The 18,461-nt window shown below is 28.4% G+C and carries 19 protein-coding genes; 3 read left to right on the top strand and 16 right to left on the bottom strand.

Going from position 1 to position 18,461, the window contains the following annotated elements; translation table 11 throughout:
- Nucleotides 1-18: 18 nt before the first annotated feature.
- From D9T19_RS07170 to pheS, 5 genes are all read right to left on the bottom strand, one after another.
- Nucleotides 19-1,671, bottom strand: a complete 1,653-nt coding sequence (locus D9T19_RS07170; protein WP_121627548.1) for a 30S ribosomal protein S1 — start codon at nt 1,669-1,671, stop codon at nt 19-21.
- A 68-nt stretch (nt 1,672-1,739) separates the two neighbouring features.
- Entirely contained in the window at nt 1,740-2,573 is an 834-nt protein-coding gene (locus D9T19_RS07165; protein WP_121627547.1) for a 4-hydroxy-3-methylbut-2-enyl diphosphate reductase, read from the bottom strand.
- 117 nt (nt 2,574-2,690) lie between these two features.
- Nucleotides 2,691-3,968 (bottom strand): 3-phosphoshikimate 1-carboxyvinyltransferase, encoded by a 1,278-nt coding sequence (gene aroA / locus D9T19_RS07160; RefSeq protein WP_121627546.1) that lies wholly within the window; start codon nt 3,966-3,968, stop codon nt 2,691-2,693.
- Between the two features lie 30 nt (nt 3,969-3,998).
- Complete coding sequence (pheT, locus tag D9T19_RS07155; RefSeq protein ID WP_121627545.1) at nt 3,999-6,320, bottom strand: phenylalanine--tRNA ligase subunit beta; 2,322 nt, start codon at nt 6,318-6,320, stop codon at nt 3,999-4,001.
- Nucleotides 6,317-7,309 carry a phenylalanine--tRNA ligase subunit alpha gene (pheS, locus tag D9T19_RS07150; RefSeq protein ID WP_121627544.1) on the bottom strand — a complete coding sequence of 331 codons (993 nt, stop codon included), beginning with the start codon at nt 7,307-7,309 and terminating at the stop codon, nt 6,317-6,319. Before pheS ends, pheT begins: the two co-directional genes overlap by 4 nt.
- Nucleotides 7,310-7,438: 129 nt before the next feature.
- Here pheS and D9T19_RS07145 point away from each other — a divergent pair, with 129 nt between their 5' ends.
- Nucleotides 7,439-7,768 carry a histidine triad nucleotide-binding protein gene (locus D9T19_RS07145; RefSeq protein ID WP_121627543.1) on the top strand — a complete coding sequence of 110 codons (330 nt, stop codon included), beginning with the start codon at nt 7,439-7,441 and terminating at the stop codon, nt 7,766-7,768.
- Nucleotides 7,769-7,798: 30 nt separating this feature from the next.
- Here the strand turns inward: D9T19_RS07145 and accA are convergent, their stop codons facing one another.
- From accA to D9T19_RS07105, 8 genes are all read right to left on the bottom strand, one after another.
- The gene (accA, locus tag D9T19_RS07140) at nt 7,799-8,740 is read right to left on the bottom strand and encodes an acetyl-CoA carboxylase carboxyl transferase subunit alpha (protein ID WP_121627542.1); all 942 of its coding nucleotides are present in this window, start codon (nt 8,738-8,740) and stop codon (nt 7,799-7,801) included.
- A 69-nt stretch (nt 8,741-8,809) separates the two neighbouring features.
- Nucleotides 8,810-10,066 (bottom strand): beta-ketoacyl-ACP synthase II, encoded by a 1,257-nt coding sequence (locus tag D9T19_RS07135; protein ID WP_121627541.1) that lies wholly within the window; start codon nt 10,064-10,066, stop codon nt 8,810-8,812.
- Between the two features lie 125 nt (nt 10,067-10,191).
- Nucleotides 10,192-10,422 carry an acyl carrier protein gene (gene acpP / locus D9T19_RS07130; protein WP_121627540.1) on the bottom strand — a complete coding sequence of 77 codons (231 nt, stop codon included), beginning with the start codon at nt 10,420-10,422 and terminating at the stop codon, nt 10,192-10,194.
- Nucleotides 10,423-10,517: 95 nt separating this feature from the next.
- Nucleotides 10,518-11,261, bottom strand: a complete 744-nt coding sequence (fabG, locus tag D9T19_RS07125) for a 3-oxoacyl-ACP reductase FabG (protein ID WP_121627539.1) — start codon at nt 11,259-11,261, stop codon at nt 10,518-10,520.
- 62 nt (nt 11,262-11,323) lie between these two features.
- Nucleotides 11,324-12,088, bottom strand: a complete 765-nt coding sequence (locus tag D9T19_RS07120) for a 7-carboxy-7-deazaguanine synthase QueE (RefSeq protein WP_121627538.1) — start codon at nt 12,086-12,088, stop codon at nt 11,324-11,326.
- Nucleotides 12,081-12,614: a 6-carboxytetrahydropterin synthase gene (locus D9T19_RS07115; RefSeq protein WP_121627537.1), complete on the bottom strand. Its 534-nt coding sequence runs from the start codon at nt 12,612-12,614 to the stop codon at nt 12,081-12,083. Before D9T19_RS07115 ends, D9T19_RS07120 begins: the two co-directional genes overlap by 8 nt.
- Before the next feature lie 2 nt (nt 12,615-12,616).
- The gene (gene queC / locus D9T19_RS07110; RefSeq protein ID WP_121627536.1) at nt 12,617-13,297 is read right to left on the bottom strand and encodes a 7-cyano-7-deazaguanine synthase QueC; all 681 of its coding nucleotides are present in this window, start codon (nt 13,295-13,297) and stop codon (nt 12,617-12,619) included.
- Nucleotides 13,290-14,525, bottom strand: coding sequence for a molybdopterin molybdotransferase MoeA (locus tag D9T19_RS07105; protein WP_121627535.1), 1,236 nt, complete (start codon nt 14,523-14,525; stop codon nt 13,290-13,292). The genes queC and D9T19_RS07105 overlap by 8 nt, the downstream gene beginning before the upstream one ends.
- Before the next feature lie 83 nt (nt 14,526-14,608).
- On the opposite strand from D9T19_RS07105, the gene D9T19_RS07100 reads away from it, so the two are divergent.
- Together D9T19_RS07100 and D9T19_RS07095 are read left to right on the top strand one after the other, a co-directional pair.
- A complete protein-coding gene (locus D9T19_RS07100) occupies nt 14,609-15,013 on the top strand; it encodes a hypothetical protein (RefSeq protein WP_121627534.1) in 405 nt (134 codons plus the stop codon).
- Nucleotides 15,013-15,684: a 16S rRNA (uracil(1498)-N(3))-methyltransferase gene (locus D9T19_RS07095; protein WP_121627533.1), complete on the top strand. Its 672-nt coding sequence runs from the start codon at nt 15,013-15,015 to the stop codon at nt 15,682-15,684. Before D9T19_RS07100 ends, D9T19_RS07095 begins: the two co-directional genes overlap by 1 nt.
- 81 nt (nt 15,685-15,765) lie before the next feature.
- Here D9T19_RS07095 and D9T19_RS07090 read toward each other — a convergent pair whose 3' ends face one another.
- From D9T19_RS07090 to D9T19_RS07080, 3 genes are read right to left on the bottom strand one after another with little or no spacing between them, the layout of a single operon-like run.
- Nucleotides 15,766-16,650 carry a c-type cytochrome gene (locus D9T19_RS07090; RefSeq protein ID WP_121627532.1) on the bottom strand — a complete coding sequence of 295 codons (885 nt, stop codon included), beginning with the start codon at nt 16,648-16,650 and terminating at the stop codon, nt 15,766-15,768.
- The gene (locus D9T19_RS07085; protein WP_121627531.1) at nt 16,650-17,900 is read right to left on the bottom strand and encodes a cytochrome b; all 1,251 of its coding nucleotides are present in this window, start codon (nt 17,898-17,900) and stop codon (nt 16,650-16,652) included. The genes D9T19_RS07090 and D9T19_RS07085 overlap by 1 nt, the downstream gene beginning before the upstream one ends.
- A 12-nt stretch (nt 17,901-17,912) precedes the next feature.
- Nucleotides 17,913-18,419, bottom strand: a complete 507-nt coding sequence (locus tag D9T19_RS07080; RefSeq protein WP_121627530.1) for a Rieske 2Fe-2S domain-containing protein — start codon at nt 18,417-18,419, stop codon at nt 17,913-17,915.
- Nucleotides 18,420-18,461 lie beyond the last annotated feature (42 nt).

Here is an 18,461-nt window from a genome sequence, read left to right as displayed (position 1 = left end):
TTAAACTAATCCTATATATTATTTAATTTGATCTTTTAATAAATCGCCTAAAGTCATAGATGAAGTGTCATTAACTGCTTTAAGAACTTCTCTTTCTTGTTGTTGCTCTAATCTTTTAACTGATAATCTAACTCTATTTCTTTTAGTATCAATATTTACAATTACAGCTTCAATTTCATCGCCACTTTTAATTTCTTCAATTACTAATGGTTCAACATCTTCATTTCTGATTAATCCATCTAAATTATCTTCTAATTTAATAAATACACCGAAATCTTTTGCATCTTTAACAATTCCTTTAACTATATCACCAACTTTATGAGTTTCTTGGAATTTTTTAGCAGGAGAATCAGCAATTTCTTTTACTGATAATGAAATATTTTCTTTTTCTCTATCAATTTTGATAATTTTAACTTCTACTTCATCACCTTTTTTGAATAAGGCTTTACATTTTGCATTAGTTTCCCATGAAGCTTCTTCATTATGTAATAATCCATCAACATCACCAATAGTAACAAATGCACCAAAGTCAGTTAATGTAGCTATTTTACCAGTGATTATTTCACCTACTTTATGTTCTTTTGTGAATTTTGCGAAAGGTTTTTCTTGTAAATTTTTTAAAGATACTCTTAATCTTTTTGCATCAACATTTAATTCAATTACTTCAACATTAATTTCTTCATTTAAAGTTAATAATTCTTTTGGATTTTTTACATTTTTATTCCATGAAATTTCAGAAATATGTAATAAACCTTCTATATCATTTCCTAAATCAACAAACGCACCGTAAGATTCAAAGTTAGAAACAGTAACAGTAATTGTATCACCTACATCTAATTCATCTTTAATTTCTTCCCAAGGGTTAGAAAGCGCAGCTTTAATTGATAATGATAAATGTTGTTTTGCTTTATCATATGATAATACAACTACAGTAACTTCGTCACCTTCATTGTAATAGTTAGCAGGATTTACAGGACCTTTGTAAGATATTTCATTGTAATTAACTAAACCGTCAATTCCATCTAAATCTACAAACATTCCATAAGAAGTGATTTTTTTAATGATACCATTAACTGGTTCATTTTTTTCTAAGATAGCAGCAACTCTAGAATCTTTAAGAGCTTTACCTTCTTCAATTAATTTCTTTCTAGAAACTATAATTGAATTTTGTGCTTCGTTTACTTTTAAAACTTTAGCTTTAACTTTTTTACCAACAGCACCAATTGCTTTTAAGTAAGATTGAGCCATAGGCATGAAATATTCACAACCATCTTCATCTTCAATTATAAATCCACCTCTTGGTTTAACAGAAATGATTTTACCTTCAATTGTTACATTTTCAATATCTTCACCATGTAATTTAACAAATGCGTCAAATTTTTCTTTTTGAAGAACTTTTTTATGTGAAATATTAGGTCTTTCCCCTCTACTTCCCATTAACATTACAGGGATTGTATCACCCTCTTTGAATTTTACTTCACCATTAGTTGTGATTTCAGATATATAAATCTGACCTTCAACTTTTTGACCAACGTCAACTAAAACTCTGTCACCAGAAATTTCTACAATTACACCATCTACTACAGAGTTGTTCTCAGCGTTCTCAAAAGATTCGTTAAGCATTTGCTCAAAATTAAAATCTTCGCCTAAATCAATATCATCGATACCCATTTTATTCCTTCATATTATCCGTTTTATTTAGTTCACGATTATACAAAAAGAATACTTAAATTATTTAATCATACTTTTTCTATAGTGTTAACTACCTGTTGAATAATCCAATCTGGAGTCGAGGCACCCGCAGTTATACCACATAATTTTTTATTTGTAAACCATTCTTTATTGATCTCTTCTTCATTTTCAATTAAGTATGAATCTTCACAATTCTCTTTACAGATAGAATGTAATTGTTTTGTATTTGAAGAATTTTTTCCACCAATTACTACCATTACATCAACTTGATTTGATAGTTCTCTTGCTGCATCTTGGTTCTCAAAAGTTGCATCACAAATGGTATTAAAAACTCTAACTTCTTTCTTTTTTAATATTAATGAGTTTACAATTTCTAAATATTTTTCTTTCTTTTTAGTTGTTTGTGCAACTGTTGCAATTTTTGAATATTTGAATTCTATGTTTTCTAGATCAGATGGTTCTAATACAATATGAACATCCTCTTGGTCTTCTCCATAAGATTGAACACCTTTAACTTCAGGATGATCTGCATCACCAAATATAAGAATAGAATACTCTTCTTTTGACATTTTTTTAACTATTTGTTGTGGTGTTGTTACAAAAGGACAAGTTGCATTTATTACTTTCACATTTTGTTTTCTTAAGTTTTTTAAATCATTTTTTGGAATACCATGTGTTCTAATTATTACAGTATCGTTGTCTTTTATATCTTCTAAATTTTCATAAAGCCCAACATTGAAATCATTTCTTAATCTATTTATTTCATCTTGATTATGTATTAATGGACCCATTGTTGATGAGTTTTCATATGATTCAGCAATTTTAATTGCCCTTTTAACACCAAAACAGAATCCGTAATTTGAAGCTAATTTAACTTTCATTCTTTATCCTTAAAAATTGTCCCAATTTCTAAGGGACTTTGTATTTAATAACTTCTTTTTACAATGAAAATAAATTCCAACAAAAGAAGTAAATCCTAAAGAAACAACGAGTTGTTCTTAATATAAAGAGTCTAAAATCTCTTTAAAGTTTGGAAATGATGTATCAATGCATTGTGTATCTTCAATTTCCATATCACTATTTAATCCTGCAATTGCAAAACTCATTGCAATTCTATGATCACCTGATGAATTAATAACTGCTTTTTGGATTTTACCACCATTAATTTCATAACCATCTTCATATTCTTTATAATCAACACCACAAAGCTTTAAATTACTTACTACTGCAGTTATTCGATCTGATTCTTTTACTCTTAATTCTTTTGCATTTGATACTGTTGATTTACCTTTTGCTAAACTCATAGCAATAGAAAGAGCAGGAAGTTCATCAATTAACCATGAAATGTTTTCACTTACATTAACAGCATTTAATTCATTGTTAATAACTTCTATATCACCTATTGGTTCATAAACATTTTCTTTTTCAATAAAGTTTACTATTACTCCCATTCTTTTTAAAACATGATATGCTTCGATTCTTGTTGGGTTTAGAGTTACATTTTTGATTAAAACGCGTGAATCTTTTGTAATAGCAGCTGCAAGAGCAAAGAAAAAAGCAGATGAGGGATCAGTTGGTACTGTAATATTTAAAGGTTTTAATGTACCTGTTAATGGATGTATGTTTATAAAACCATTTTTATCATTGACAAGTTTTGCACCCATACCTTTTAACATTCGTTCAGTATGGTCTCTTGTTAATTCATTTTCTTTATATTTACAAATTCCTGTTGCTCTTAAGGCTGCTAGTATCATTGCTGATTTTACTTGAGCTGAATCAACTGGTGAATGATAAGAAAAAGGAGTTAATTCTTTCACTCCTCTTATAAATAATGGGGCTTTATTGCCATTTTCTCTACCATCAATTAAAGCACCAATACTTCTTAGAGGATTTGCAACTCTACTCATTGGTCTATTCATTAAATACTTATCACCAACTAAGGTAAAAGCTCCATCTACTGATGCTAGAAGACCACAAAATAATCTCATTGCAGTTCCAGAATTTCCACAATCTAAAACATCTTTTGGTTCAGTTAATTTTGAAGTTGGAGTTATTTCAACACTAGACCCATTTCTTTTAATTTTTGCACCTAATTGCTCAACAATACTAAGTGTATTTAATGTATCTTCAGCTGTTAAATAATTCTTGATATAAGATGTTTTATCAGAAAAAAGTGAAAACATTGCACATCTATGAGATATTGATTTATCACTTGCAATTGAGTCAATCTCAATATCAAATGCCTTGTCTAGTTTTTTTATACTAAATTTTTCCACTTTTTGCCTTTTTTTAATTATCTTATATTTTTATTGTCTTAAACCAATTGAAAGTTTTGTTTCTAGAGCTTGTAAAATATTATTCATAGAATTAGTTATATCTTCTTCTTCCATTGTTTTTTCATCATTTTGTAAAACAAATCTAATTGTTAAACTTTCATGTTCACCTAAATTTTCATCATTATAAATATCAATTAAATTATATTGTTTAATATTTGTATCATTTAAAGAATTGATTACATCTTTGATTTCTTTATAAGCTAATGTTTTTGGTGCAATTATGCTTAAATCTTTTTTTGATGCTTGGAATTTTGAATAACCTGATGTTTTAACTAAATCATTTTTAATTAAATCAAAATCAATTTGTGCAACAAATGTATCTGATAAATCATAATCTTCACATACACTTGGATGTACTTTAGAAATAAATCCAATAATTTCTCCATCAACAATTACATTTGCATTTTGATATGGATGAATAAAATCATTTTCAATTTTTGTCATTGGCTCTAAATCAAATTTCCCAATTGTATTTAAAATTTTCTTTGCAAATTTGAATAAGTCAATATTTTGAGGTTTACCAGCATTTTTTACATCTTCTAATTCACCTGCACCTGTTTGAATAAAAGAAATTGCTTTAGATTCATTTCTATTAACATCAAATATTGTTCCAATTTCAAAGAATGAAGTAGATTTTGCACCAATTTTATAGTTACTAGCACAAGCTTCAAGTAAATTTAAAAGCATAGTAGTTCTATACGTATTTAATTCTTTTACAATTGGATTTAATATATCTAGTTCTTCTTTTACAACAGGAAAAGAATATTTTTCTAAATTTTCTCTAGATGCAAATACATAAGTTAATGTTTCATTAAATCCATTTTCACAAGCTTTAAGTCTTAATTTATTCTTTTTAACTAAATCATTTGTTGTATGGTTAATTCTATTTACTTCATCAATTGCTAAAGGTTTTGCTTTAATATTATCAATACCAACAATTCTTACAATCTCTTCAGTTACATCTGCAATATTTTTTATATCATGTCTAAAAAATGGAATTTTAACGTTTAATATATCATTTAAACCATTTTTTACTTCAAAACCTAGTGAACTTAATATTCTTTCAACTTCTAATTCTGGTATTTCTTGACCAATTATTGAATTTACTTTATTCATAGTAATATCCAATGTTGCTTTTTGACTATCTTCAATAAATGATTCATTTCCTTTATATATTGAAGCTCCATGTGTTGAAAGGAAAGTTGTTAGATAATCAATTCCATAATGAATATCAGGTTCTGAACCACGAGATGATTTATAATAAACATCACCTGTTGATATTTTTGTTTCAAATACTTGCATACAAAGTTTTTCTGGATTTATATATGATGCTTCAACAATAAATGTTGTATCATTTAAATCTACTTTTTTATGATCAATACAAATAGTACTTAATTGTTCTTTTCCATAAACAGTATCAAAACCATTTTCATCTTTTTTAATTTCAAAAAGACTTAAAGTATTATCTTCTTTAGCTTGATTTTTAGAGTAAGCATTTAATAAAACTCCAGTACAATGTGTTGCATAAGTTAATGAGTTTTGAAGATCATTATTCTCTTCATATTTCCCAATTATTGCAGTTCTTAATTTTGATATTAAATCTAATTTATAAGTTTTTAAATCTATTGCTTTAAAAGTTAAAGATGAATCAATATTTTTAGCTTGTATTTCTAAAATTTGTCCAATTCCAAGTTCATTATAAGTAATTTTATTTTCAAAAGAATACATTGGAATATTATAATAAGCACTAAGTTCTCTAGCAACTCCATTTATACTTAAACAATCACCTCTATTTGCTGTTAATTCTATTTCAATAATATCATCATTTAAAAGTTTATATTCACTTAACTCTCGACCAAGTACTAATTCACCAATTGAGTCATCTAATTCTAAAATACCATCATTAAGTTTTGCTAAACCTAGTTCAGTTGACGAACAAATCATTCCGATTGAATCAACACCTCTAAGTTTTGCTTTTTTGATTTTAAAATCAGCAGATAATCTACATCCAACAGTTGCAACTGGTACAAATTGTCCTGCATCTACATTTTTTGCACCACAAACAATTTGTACTATTTCAGTACCAATATCAACTTGACAAATATTTAATTTATCAGCATCTGGATGTTTAACTTTTTCTAAAACTTTTCCAACAACTACTTTTGGTGCAATTGAAATTTGTTCTAAACTATCTACTTCTAGTCCAATTGAGTTTAATGTTTTGCAAATATCATCAGTTGAGATATCTTTAATATCAATAAATTCTTCTATCCAAGTTCTTGTAATAATCATCTAAACTGTCCTAATAATCTTGTATCACTTTCAAATAATGATCTTAAATCTCCAATATTGTGTATAAGCATTGCAAATCTTTCAACACCTAATCCAAATGCATAACCAGATTTATTTTCATAGCCAACTGCTTTGAATACATTTTGATCAACAACACCACAACCTAAAACTTCAAGCCATCCTGTATGCGAACAAACTCTACATCCTTCACCTTTACAGAATACACATGAAATATCAACTTCAGCTGATGGTTCAGTAAATGGGAAAAATGATGGTCTAAATCTAACTTCTACATCCCCAAACATATGTTGTAAAAATTCTACTAATACGTGTTTTAAGTTTGCAAATGAGATTTTATCAGCTTCATCAACAACTAATGCTTCAATTTGGTGGAACATTGGTGTATGAGTAATATCAAAATCACGTCTAAATACTGTCCCTGGAGCTATCATTCTAATAGGTGTATTTTGTTTTAACATTGTTCTAATTTGAACAGGTGATGTATGTGTTCTTAATAGAGTGTAATCTTTGTTATAAAAAGTATCTTGCATATCACGTGCAGGATGATATTTCGGTAAATTTAATGCTTCAAAGTTATGAAAATCATCTTCAACCAAAGGACCAACTTCCACTGCAAAGTTTAAGTTTTGAAAATATGTAACAATTCTATCCATAGTTTCAACTACAGGATGTGTTGCTCCACAAGATAATTCATTATTAAATCTTGTTACATCAATCTTTTCATTTTGAAGTTTTTTATTTAATGCTTCTTTTTCTAGAATTACTTTTCTATCTTCAATCGCATTAGTAATTTTTGCTTTTTGTTCATTTAGGTTTTGAGCAAAAGCTTTTTTTTCTTCATTTGGAATACTTTTCATTTTTGCAAACTCTAAAGTTAAAATACCTTTTTTACCAAGTGTTTCTATTCTAAGGTTTTCTAACTCTTCAAGTGAGGCTGCATTGCTTATTTTTTCAATCAACTCTGTCACTATATCTCCTATTTTTATGAATAATATCGAATAATTTTAATTATTCTATTTCTATATGCTTGCGATTATACTTAAAGATTTATTAGAGTTTGGTTATAATTATTTATGATTTAAATTCAAGGAAAAACAATGTGTATATTTTGTAAAATTGTAAAAGGTGAAATACCAAATCAAACGATATTAGAAGATGAAAATTTTTTAGCATTTAATGATATAAATCCAGCAAGAAAGATTCATGTATTAATTATCCCAAAAGAGCATTATGATTCATTTGATGTAATACCTCCAAAAATTATGGCAAGTATGACAGAGTTTATTCATAAAGTAGCTTCTAAATTAGAAATTAGAAAAAGTGGTTATAGATTAATTACAAATATTGGAGAGGATGGAGGACAAGAAGTTCCTCATTTACATTTTCATTTATTAGGTGGAGAAAAAGTAGGTCGTCTAGTTAGATAATAAACTTGTAGTTTAACTACAAGTTTAGATTTATTTATCTTCGTGAAAAGATCCTAAAGCCATGATTTTTGCATATTTTTTTTCATGTCTTTCTTCTGCTGTTAATAATTTTAATTCATTAACAGAAGTAATAAAATATTCACCTAAAGCTCTAATAGCTTCTTCTTTTTGTCTATGAGCACCAATTAATGGTTCATTAATTATATCATCAACTAAATTTAATTCTTTTAGATTATCAGATGTAATCTTTAATGCATTTGCAGCTGTTTCAACTTTTGTAGAATCACTCCATAAAATTGCAGAACAACCTTCAGGTGAAATTACAGCATATACTGAGTATCTCATCATTGCAAGTTTATCAGCAATAGAAATCGCTAATGCTCCACCTGAACCACCTTCACCAATTACAATTGATACTGTAGGTGTTGTTAAATCAGCAAATTCACATAAGTTTCTAGCGATTGCTTCACTTTGATTTCTCTCTTCAGCTCCTAATCCTGGATATGCACCCGGAGTATCAACTAACATAAGAATAGGAATTTGAAATTTTTCTGCCATTTTTGCAGCTCTTAATGCTTTTCTGTATCCTTCTGGATTTGGCATTCCAAAATTTCTATATAATTTATCTTTAGTACCTCTTCCTTTTTGCTCTCCAATAACCATAACTTTTTGATTATTGATATATCCAAGATAACATACAATTGCAGTATCATCTACATAATGTCTATCTCCATGGATTTCATAAGCATTAGTCAATAAACCATTGATATAATCCATTGCATAAGGTCGATCAGGGTGACGTGCTAATTGAAGTTTTTGATAGTCACTTAAATTTTTAAAAGTTTTTTCAACTTCTTTTTCAAGTTTTTTTTCTAAGATTTCAACTGCAGGTTCATCAGCTTTTGTTCTTGCTATTATGATATCATCTTCTATTTTTTTTATCTTATCTTCGAATTCTAAATAAGTTGCCAAATTTTTCCTTTATCATAAAAAAAAGAGCTAGTGTAAACTAACTCTTTTTTAATAATCATATTTTATTTATTATGCTTCATACTTTTTAAAAATCACTGAACCATTTGTTCCACCAAAACCAAAGTTATTACTCATAACCGTAGTTAGTTCTACTTTTCTAGCAGTATCAGGAACGCAATCTAAAGGACATTCAGGATCTTGATTTTTAATATTAATTGTTGGAGGAATAATTCCTTCATTTAATGCTTTAATTGCAAATATAGCTTCAATAGCGCCAGCTGCTCCTAAACAATGACCAATTTGACCTTTTGTTGAAGTAACAGGTGGACAATTTTCTACACCATTAAATAATTCAACAATTGCTTGTGCTTCATTTACATCTCCAACAGGAGTTGATGTACCATGAGAATTAATATAATCAATTTTTACATCTTCACCAAGATTAGCACTTGCCATTGCTACTGCTGCTTGCATTGCTCTTAAAGGTCCATCCATTACAGGAGCTGTAATATGATTAGCATCTGCTGATTCACCAAAACCAATAATTTCACAATAAATTTTAGCGTCACGTGCTAATGCTGAATCTAATGTTTCAACTACAAGTGCACCTGAACCTTCTCCCATAACAAATCCATCTCTATCTATATCAAATGGTCTTGAAGCAGTTTTTGGATCATCGTTTCTTGTAGATAATGCTTTCATAGCAGCAAAACCACCCATTCCAGCACCACAAATAGCACTCTCAGCACCAACAACTAAAATTCTATCAGCACCATTAAGTGAAATAGTTTTAACTGCATCATTAAGAGCATGAGTAGAAGCTGCACAAGCTGTTACATGAGATAATGATGGACCTTTTAATCCATGTTCAATTGAAATAAATCCACTTAGCATATTCACTAAAGATGAAGGAATAAAAAATGGTGAAATTCTTCTAGGTCCTCTAGTATTACATACAACAGAGTTTTTTTCAATTGTAGATAAACCACCAATTCCAGAAGCTGAAATAACACCAAATCTATTAGCATCAGCTGCTGATACTTTTCCATCTTCACCAGCTAAACCACAATCCATCATAGCTTCTTTAGCTGCTTTAATACCTAGTTGAATAAATCTGTCAGCTTTCTTTACTTCTTTTTTATCCATTACAGTTGTAGGGTCAAAGTTTTTAACTTCACCAGCTATTTTTACAGGGAATTGTTCTATATCAAATAGTGTGATTGTATCAATACCACATTCACCAGCAACAACAGCTTTAAATGAATCTTCAACATTATGCCCTATTGAATTGATAGTTCCTAATCCAGTTATAACTACTCTTTTCATTAAATCTACTCCGTCCAATTAATTATTAATTTATTTAAATTATTCAATTTTATATTAAAAAACTCAATAAGATAAATTTAAAAATAGAAGACCAGTTTCCTAGTTTCCTATTTTAAGCGTGAAAATTACGCGTTATTTTCGATGTATTTTAAAGCATCTGATACTGTTAAAATACCTTCTGCATCTTCATCAGGGATTTCAATATCAAATTTTTCTTCTAAAGCCATAACTAACTCAACAACGTCTAGTGAATCTGCACCTAAGTCTTCAATAAATTTTGAATCCTCTTTTACTTCTGCCGCATCACAATCTAATTGCTCAACTACAACTTCTATTACATCTTCTAATAATGCCATATTTAATTCCTTTTATAAAATTGTCTTAGTATTATAACAAAAAAGATTTTAAAAAGTCTTTTAAATTATAAAAATTTATTAATACGTAAATTTTATTAAACGTATAGACCACCATTTACTTTTAAAATCTCTCCAGTAATATAAGATGAATGGTCACTTAAAAGAAAAGCAACAGCATCTGCAATTTCACTAGCTTGACCAAATCTTGATAAAGGAATATTTTTTTCATACTCTGCTTTAACTTCATCTTTTAACTCATTTGTCATATCAGTTTGTATAAATCCAGGAGTAACCGCATTATATCTAATACCTCTTGGTGCTGCTTCTTTAGCAAATGATTTAGTCATAGCATTAACTCCACCTTTAGATGCAGCATAATTAGTTTGACCAGCATTTCCCATTTCACCAACGATTGAAGAGATATTCACAATTGAACCAAATCTTTTTTTACCCATAAATTTTAATGAAGCTTTACATCCTATAAATGTAGATGTTAAGTTTGCATTGATTACATCGTTAAAATCTTGAACACTCATTCTCAATGCTAATTTATCTTTTGTAATACCAGCATTATTAACTAAATAAGAAATTTCTCCATCTGCATCAACTATTGTTTTAATAGCAGCTACAAACTCTTCTTCATTTGTAACATCAGCTTTAATTATTGCAGCTTTTCCACCTGCTGTTTCAATTTCATCTTTGATTTTTTCAGCAGCTTCTGCTCCACTTCTATAATTTATCCAAACTTTTAATCCATAAGTAGCTAAAGTTTTAGCTATTTGAGCACCAATTCCACGACTTGCGCCTGTAACTAATACATTTGAACCTGTAAAATTCATTTTTGTCCTTTATTAAAATTTAATAGTAGTAAGATAAATCTTACATAAGTTGTGTATTATATCTACACGCCCCTTTTATTATCCCAAACTCGAATATGTAATCTATCAGAATATATATATCCATAATCTATTGCTAATTGAATTACTTCTTCACAATTATCATTTATGCTACTTGCTGTATCTCCAAGAGGCATTAAGTATACTTTTACTTTAGGAATATTTTTCAAAATTGTTTGAATCTCATTTTTTGCTTCTTCTAAGATTTTTGTATCAATAACAAATTTTAAATAAGAGTTTTGAGTTTCTTTTAAAATTTTTCTTAATGTTTCATAGTTAACTCTTTTCTTTAGAGATTCTAGAGAGTTACTAAGTTTTACGCTCATTGAAAAGATTATCTTTTTTTGATAATCTTGAGTAAAATTAAGATTTAAAGAAGCATTTGTTTCTATTGTAACTTGATGTCCATCTTCAATATAATGTTTTAAAAGTTTTTGAAATTCTTGTTTATTCCAATATAAAAGAGGTTCTCCTCCTGTTATTACAATATCAATTTTATAATGATTAGATGATTTTAATGTTAATTTGTTTACTTCACTTACTATTTCTTCATAAGATTTGTAATTTGTCCAAGAGTTTTTAAACTCTTTATCAACTGCATAAAATGAGTCACAACCACATTTTTTAATTCCACTTGGTGTTTCATACTCTACATTAAAACCAACACAATTAAAATTGCATTTTCCAAACCTAATAAAAATAGAAGGCGTTCCTACTAATTTTCCTTCACCTTGAATTGTTGGACCGAATATTTCATTTATTTCAAGCATAAAATGTGCTTTTACTTTTTGGTGTTTCTAAAAATTCTATATGTGAAACTTTTACATTTAATTTATCCATTTTCTTTTGAACAATTTTTAAAAACCAAGCTGATAAATTTTCACTTGTTGGAATAAAATCAACAATTACATAACCTTCATAAAGTTCTTGTAAATGAATTTTATCATTTGCAAATTTTGTTAAATCAATAATTGAATAACCTTCTTCAAAAGCTATTAATTCAGTTTTTGAAACATTTGGAATTAATGTTTCAAAAAGTGGGTCATTTATATCTAAAATAAATTTGTGATCAAGTACATCATCAATAAACTTTTTAAACCAATTTAGATGTTTAAAATCAGTAACCATTCCATCTTTTAATTCATTTGCTTCTAAATAAACTAGAATTTTTCCTTGATGTCCATGTAAATGTCTACACTTTAAACATCCATCTAATGAAAATTCAGTATTTAAAGTTTGAGACCAAACTCTATGTCCATAACAGAAGTCAAATTCTTTTGATATTTTCCAATGCATTTTTATTCTTTATAAGTAATTGGATCTTTTATATTTGCAAGTTTAAATCCATTTAGTCTTAATCTACATGAATCACAAACACCACATGCTTTTTCGCTTTCTTTATAACAAGACCAAGTGTGCTCTAATGGAATATTTAACTCTTTTGCATATTGAACAATTTGCATTTTAGTTAAATGTACAAGAGGAGTTTTAATCTCAATATTTGTTGTCTCTTTTGTACCTTGGTTTATTGCTTTTGTAATATCAGCTATAAATTCTTCTGTACAATCAGGATAACCAGAGCTATCTTCTTGAACAACTCCTATATACATGGCACTAGCTTCTTCTTTTTCTGCAATTGCTGCTGTAATTGAAAGAAAAATACCATTTCTAAAAGGTACGTAAGTAATAGGAACACCACTTTCAACACCATTAATTGGAACATCAATAGATTCATCTGTTAAAGCAGATGCTCCAATTTGTGTAAAAAATGGAATATCTATTTCATATTTATTTAAAATTTCTAAATCTTCACAAATTTTTCTAAATGCTTCTAATTCTTTTTTTTCTGTTCTTTGTCCATAGTTATAATGAACTGCAATTATTTCATAACCATCTTTCTTAGCTATATATGAAGATAGAGTAGAATCCATACCTCCACTTAAAATACATATAGCTTTTTTCTTTACTTCTTTACTCATATGTTAAAAAGTCCTTTTTTTCTTTACTGAAAAATTTCCAGTTTATTGGTAATATTTTTACAGTAGAATCTTTTGATAAATATTCTACATTTTCATTTAATACTATTAATGAATTACATTTGGCTAAAATTGAAACCATTCCTGGTGATCTTTTTTCTGATATAGAAAAAGTTTGTCCATCAAATATCCCTGGAATTATTGTAATTCTTCCTTTTTTTATTTTAAAATCTTTATTAATTTTTGTTTCTATAAAACTTGGATTTATTTCATTTGATCCTAAAAGTTTTTGAATTAGTATTTTACCAAATAATTCAAAAATCAACGAGGATGCAAGAGGATTTCCAGGAAGATTTAAAATATAGGTATTATTTATTTTCCCAAAAACTGTAGGTTTCCCTGGTTTTACCATAATTCCATCTATCAATGTTTTCATATTTAATTCATTAAAAGCTTCTTTTGTGAAATCAGCATCGCCAACTGATACACCACCTGAAGTAATAATTAAATCAGCATCTAGTGAATTAAGTACTAATTCTTTAATAGATCCAATTGTATCTTTTGCTTGACCTATAAATGTTACATCACATCCTAACTCTTTTGCACGTGCAATAAAAGTAGGGGTATTTGAATTATATATTTGGTGATCTTCTATTTTTTCATAATGAAGTTTTAATTCTTCACCACTTGAAAAAACCACAATTTTAGGTTTTTTATATACTTTTATATGAGATATCCCTTGACTTGCAAGTAGTGTAATTTTTGCAAAGTTCAGTTCATCTCCTATATTAATTAGTTTTTCACCTATTTTTATATCTTCGCCAATAAATTTTATATGTTGTAATTTTTTTACATATTCTAATTCATTTTCTAATATTTTTATTTTTTTATCATTTAATATTTGTATATCTTCTTTAGGAATAATAGCTGTAGTATTTTCTGGAACTCTTGCACCTGTCATTATTTTAATACAAGTGTTTTTTTCTAATTGTGTGTGATTATTATCACCTGCAAAAATAGTATCAATTATTTCTAATTCATTACCTTTATCAGCATAAATTATTGCATATCCATCCATTGCCGAATTATTAAATTTTGGTAATGAACTCGTTGCGATTATATCTTGAGCGCAAACTCTATTTTGAGCATCTTCAATAGCTATGATTTCGTATTTTAAAGTTGTTTGAATATTTGAAATAATATCTAAAGTTTCATTAACACTAATGGCCATTTTATTCCTTTTTTTAATTAAGATAAAATCTTATGACAAGTTAGCTATAATAGCGAAAATTTTTAAAAGAGAGATAAACAATAATGGAATTAATGCAAAGTGCAATCACTACACACGTCTATGTAATATACTTTTTTTTAGCAGTTATGCTATTTAATTTATATTCAGTACTAACACAAAAAGAGTTCATAAAATTAGCTAAAAGATTAAAAGCTATGACTCCTTTATATCACTTAACAAATGCGATAGTAATTTACACAGGGACAATAGTTGCTTTTTATGCACAAGTTATGAGTGTAACTATATTTTTAATGATTCCTGCTTCAATATTTTTGCTTGTAATTGAAATTAAAAGATATAAAAAAATGAGAGTTATTAAATTTGCTGATGTAAAAGCACAAGAAGAATTTTATAAATATGCTAAAAAAATATATATAATTGAAATTTCTGTGATTACTTCAATTTACTTAATTAGTAAAGTGTTTTAATGCAATTTACTTTTGATATTAACTGTGGAAATGAATTCTTAGAAATAAGTGATGATACATATAAATATTTAATAAAAGCAAGACGGCATAAAATAAACGATGAAATATATTTTAGGAATTTAAAAGATAATTTGATTTATTTATATAAACTAAATTCTATAGATAGAAAAACTGCAAGATTTAATTTAATTTCACAAGAAGAGAAAATTATTCAAAATGATAATAAACTTCATATAGCTTGGTGTTTAGTTGATCCTAAAACTGTGGAGAAGTATTTAGCTTCTTTAAATGAATTAGGAGTTGATAAAATTACTTTTGTTTATTGTGAATATTCTCAAAAGAATTTCAAAGTAAATTTTGAGAAGTTAGAAAAAATATTAATAAACTCTTCTTCTCAATGTGGAAGATCAAGTATTATAAAATTAGAAGTAGTAAACTCATTAGAAGAATTTTTAGAAAAAAATGAAAATGTATATTTTCTTGATTTTTCAAAAACATCAATTGATGATAAAAAAACAGATATTAAAACTTTAGTTATTGGTTGCGAGGGTGGTTTTTCACAAGATGAAAGATTTACTTTTAATAAAGATAATATTGTAGGATTTAAGTCTAATATTATTTTACGAAGTGAAACTGCAATTTTAAGTGCTAGTGCTAAAATACTAATCTAAATATATATTTTTATTAAGTAAAAAAAAAGGCTTAGAAGTTTTTACTTCTAAGCCTTTTTTATTGTCTAATGAAAAGAAGTTCTAGTGAACATCTCTCCATTTAGAACCTTTCCATAGGAAAGCAAATATAGCAAAAATCACAAGATAGATTAAGAATTTAGGTCCTAATTCTTCTCTTTGTGCTTTTTTAGAATCACCAATATCTTCTAAGTATGATACAACTTGTTCTTGTGAAGCTTCAGTTAATCCAACTCTAGGCATTGCTGTACCTTCAAGATGTTTTTGAGGGTCATTAATAAATGTTTCTAAGTATTCGTGTCCTCTTGATCTAATCATTTGAGATAAATCTGGTGGAATTTTCCCCATGTATGATTTGATGTTTTCATCAGGTGTATATGCAGCCATTGTACCATTTTTCATATCTGCATATTTAATAGAGTGACATCTTTGACAAGCATTAGTAAATACTTCTTTATTTGTCATCTCTTCTGGAGCAATTGATTGTAAAAATGCTACCATATCTGCAATTTCTTGTGGTTGCATCCAGTTATAAGCTGGCATTGGATGAGCACGTCCGTCTACAAATTTATGTTCAACCATAGACGCTTTTGCAGGATTTTTAATAAATGCTGCTAAATAAGAAGCATCATATAATTTTCCAGCTGTACTTAAATCAGGTGGAGTAACACCATAAGCTGCTGCTGCACTTGCATGATCCATAACTTCAGGGAATCCCTTAACTTTAATAGCATGACAAGCTGTACAGTTTGTAGTTACTAAAACTTCACCTGCTGCTGCATTTCCTGTTAAAGCTGTAATATCAGATATATCTTCTTTTACATTTTCAAATTCAAAATCTGCTGCTTCAACGTGTGGGTGCATTTGAGAGTGAGCAAATGGCTCAACTCCCCAGTAAGTAATAAGCGTTAAAGCTACTACTACTGCTAGTATTTTTAATTCTCTCATTATAATGCTCCCCTTTTCTTAGCGTCAATTTTTGTAACAATAGGTAAAACTAAGAACAGAAGAATAAATGCTACTGCTGCAAAGAATCCAACCCATGCATTTGTACCTGTTGGAGGTAATTTACCATATACAGTTAATACGATTAAATCCGCCATTAATATCCAGAACCAAATAAAGAATATTGGTCTTTTGTGTGCTGGTAAAATTGCAGGATCTCTATCTAACCAAGGTAATAATAAGAAAATAACATTGGCAAATGCAAATGCAATTAAACCAACATCAAATGCTTTAACTCCAGCTATATCAAAGAAGAACCCTCTTAATACTTCATATGACCATAAGAAATACCACTCAGGATAAATATGAGCTGGTGTAACCATATTATTAGCAGGATCAAAGTTAACTGGATCCATAGCAAAATCATAATGGAAGAATACTAAATAGAAATAGAAGATTAAGAATATACCTAAAACAGCTAAATCTTTAGAAATAAATACAGGCCAGAAAGGAATAACTTTTGACTCTCTTTTATTTCCAGCTAAATATTTTTCAGCTTCTTCATCAAAATCAAATTCTTCAGAATTTTGATTATTTACATGAGGAACTCTTAATGTATAGAAGTGTAAACCAATAATACCCATTATAGTAATAGGTAAAAGAAATACATGTAACATAAAGAATCTAGTTAATGTAGCATCAGCAACATTAAAGTCACCTCTAATCCATACAACTAAAGCATCACCAATTACAGGAACTCCACCAAAAAGGTTAGTAATAACCATAGCAGCCCAGTAAGACATTTGTCCCCATGGTAACATATATCCAGAGAATCCAGCAGCAGAGAATGTCATAAATAATAACATACCTGAAATCCAAATCATTTCTCTACCTTGTTTATAAGAACCATAGTAGATACCTGTAAACATATGAATATAAATAATTAAGAATACAACAGAAGCTGCAACACCATGCATATGTCTAAATAACCAACCAAATGCAACTTCTTGCATAATTGTGTAGTTAACAGAATCAAATGCTAAACCAATATCTGGTTTGTAATACATCATTAAGAAGATACCAGAGATAATTAAAATACCAAAAGTAGTTGCTAATAAAACACCCATCGCCCATAGAAAGTTAATATCTTTTGGAATCCAATATTCAGTCATCATAACTTTATTGAATGTCGTAAGATTTAATCTTTGGTCTAACCACTCACCAACAGAGTTTGCTTTTTCAAATTTTGCCATATTGTTCCTTTCCTATGCTTGTGTTGCTACAAAAGCAGAAATTGCATTATACTCAGGACCAGTTTCACCTAGTACAAGTTTAGTACCATCTACTTTAAATGGAGGTACGTCAAGAGGTCTTGGTGGAGGACCGAAAGTTTGTTTCGCACTTGAATTATACTCTCCCCCGTGACATGCACATTTCCACATACTATCTTTCCACGCTGGAATACAACCTAGGTGTGTACATAATCCAATTGCAACAATGAATCTATCTTCTCCGATTATTAAATCTCTTTCAGATTTATCCATTTCTGCACTTTTTTTAAGTACAAATACTGGTTTCCCTCTCCATACAAAAGTTTCTGGCGTACCAGCTTTTATTGGAGCAAGATCAACTGTTGTAAATCCACCAGAAAGAACACTTGGAAGAGGATCCCAAGCTTGTTTCATACCAACAAGCGACGCAGCACCACCAACTGCAGCAACTGCAGCGAATGAATAACCAAGAAAATCTCGTCTATTAGTTTTATTAGACATATTTAGCTTCCTTTTTTTTTAATTAAAATCTACTGATTATAT

Source organism: Poseidonibacter antarcticus (genome assembly GCF_003667345.1).
Taxonomy (GTDB): Bacteria; Campylobacterota; Campylobacteria; order Campylobacterales; family Arcobacteraceae; genus Poseidonibacter; species Poseidonibacter antarcticus.
Note: the sequence above shows the minus strand (reverse complement) of the source record. Positions and strands in the feature narration are given on the sequence as shown.

What these genes read in the sequence shown, in the direction of transcription:
- D9T19_RS07170 (WP_121627548.1), bottom strand. Translation starts at nt 1,671, where the DNA reads ATGGGTATCGATGATATTGATTTAGGCGAAGATTTTAATTTTGAGCAA.
- D9T19_RS07165 (WP_121627547.1), bottom strand. Translation starts at nt 2,573, where the DNA reads ATGAAAGTTAAATTAGCTTCAAATTACGGATTCTGTTTTGGTGTTAAA.
- pheT (WP_121627545.1), bottom strand. Translation starts at nt 6,320, where the DNA reads ATGATTATTACAAGAACTTGGATAGAAGAATTTATTGATATTAAAGAT.
- D9T19_RS07145 (WP_121627543.1), top strand. Translation starts at nt 7,439, where the DNA reads ATGTGTATATTTTGTAAAATTGTAAAAGGTGAAATACCAAATCAAACG.
- D9T19_RS07135 (WP_121627541.1), bottom strand. Translation starts at nt 10,066, where the DNA reads ATGAAAAGAGTAGTTATAACTGGATTAGGAACTATCAATTCAATAGGG.
- acpP (WP_121627540.1), bottom strand. Translation starts at nt 10,422, where the DNA reads ATGGCATTATTAGAAGATGTAATAGAAGTTGTAGTTGAGCAATTAGAT.
- fabG (WP_121627539.1), bottom strand. Translation starts at nt 11,261, where the DNA reads ATGAATTTTACAGGTTCAAATGTATTAGTTACAGGCGCAAGTCGTGGA.
- D9T19_RS07120 (WP_121627538.1), bottom strand. Translation starts at nt 12,088, where the DNA reads ATGCTTGAAATAAATGAAATATTCGGTCCAACAATTCAAGGTGAAGGA.
- D9T19_RS07115 (WP_121627537.1), bottom strand. Translation starts at nt 12,614, where the DNA reads ATGCATTGGAAAATATCAAAAGAATTTGACTTCTGTTATGGACATAGA.
- queC (WP_121627536.1), bottom strand. Translation starts at nt 13,297, where the DNA reads ATGAGTAAAGAAGTAAAGAAAAAAGCTATATGTATTTTAAGTGGAGGT.
- D9T19_RS07105 (WP_121627535.1), bottom strand. Translation starts at nt 14,525, where the DNA reads ATGGCCATTAGTGTTAATGAAACTTTAGATATTATTTCAAATATTCAA.
- D9T19_RS07100 (WP_121627534.1), top strand. Translation starts at nt 14,609, where the DNA reads ATGGAATTAATGCAAAGTGCAATCACTACACACGTCTATGTAATATAC.
- D9T19_RS07095 (WP_121627533.1), top strand. Translation starts at nt 15,013, where the DNA reads ATGCAATTTACTTTTGATATTAACTGTGGAAATGAATTCTTAGAAATA.
- D9T19_RS07090 (WP_121627532.1), bottom strand. Translation starts at nt 16,650, where the DNA reads ATGAGAGAATTAAAAATACTAGCAGTAGTAGTAGCTTTAACGCTTATT.
- D9T19_RS07085 (WP_121627531.1), bottom strand. Translation starts at nt 17,900, where the DNA reads ATGGCAAAATTTGAAAAAGCAAACTCTGTTGGTGAGTGGTTAGACCAA.
- D9T19_RS07080 (WP_121627530.1), bottom strand. Translation starts at nt 18,419, where the DNA reads ATGTCTAATAAAACTAATAGACGAGATTTTCTTGGTTATTCATTCGCT.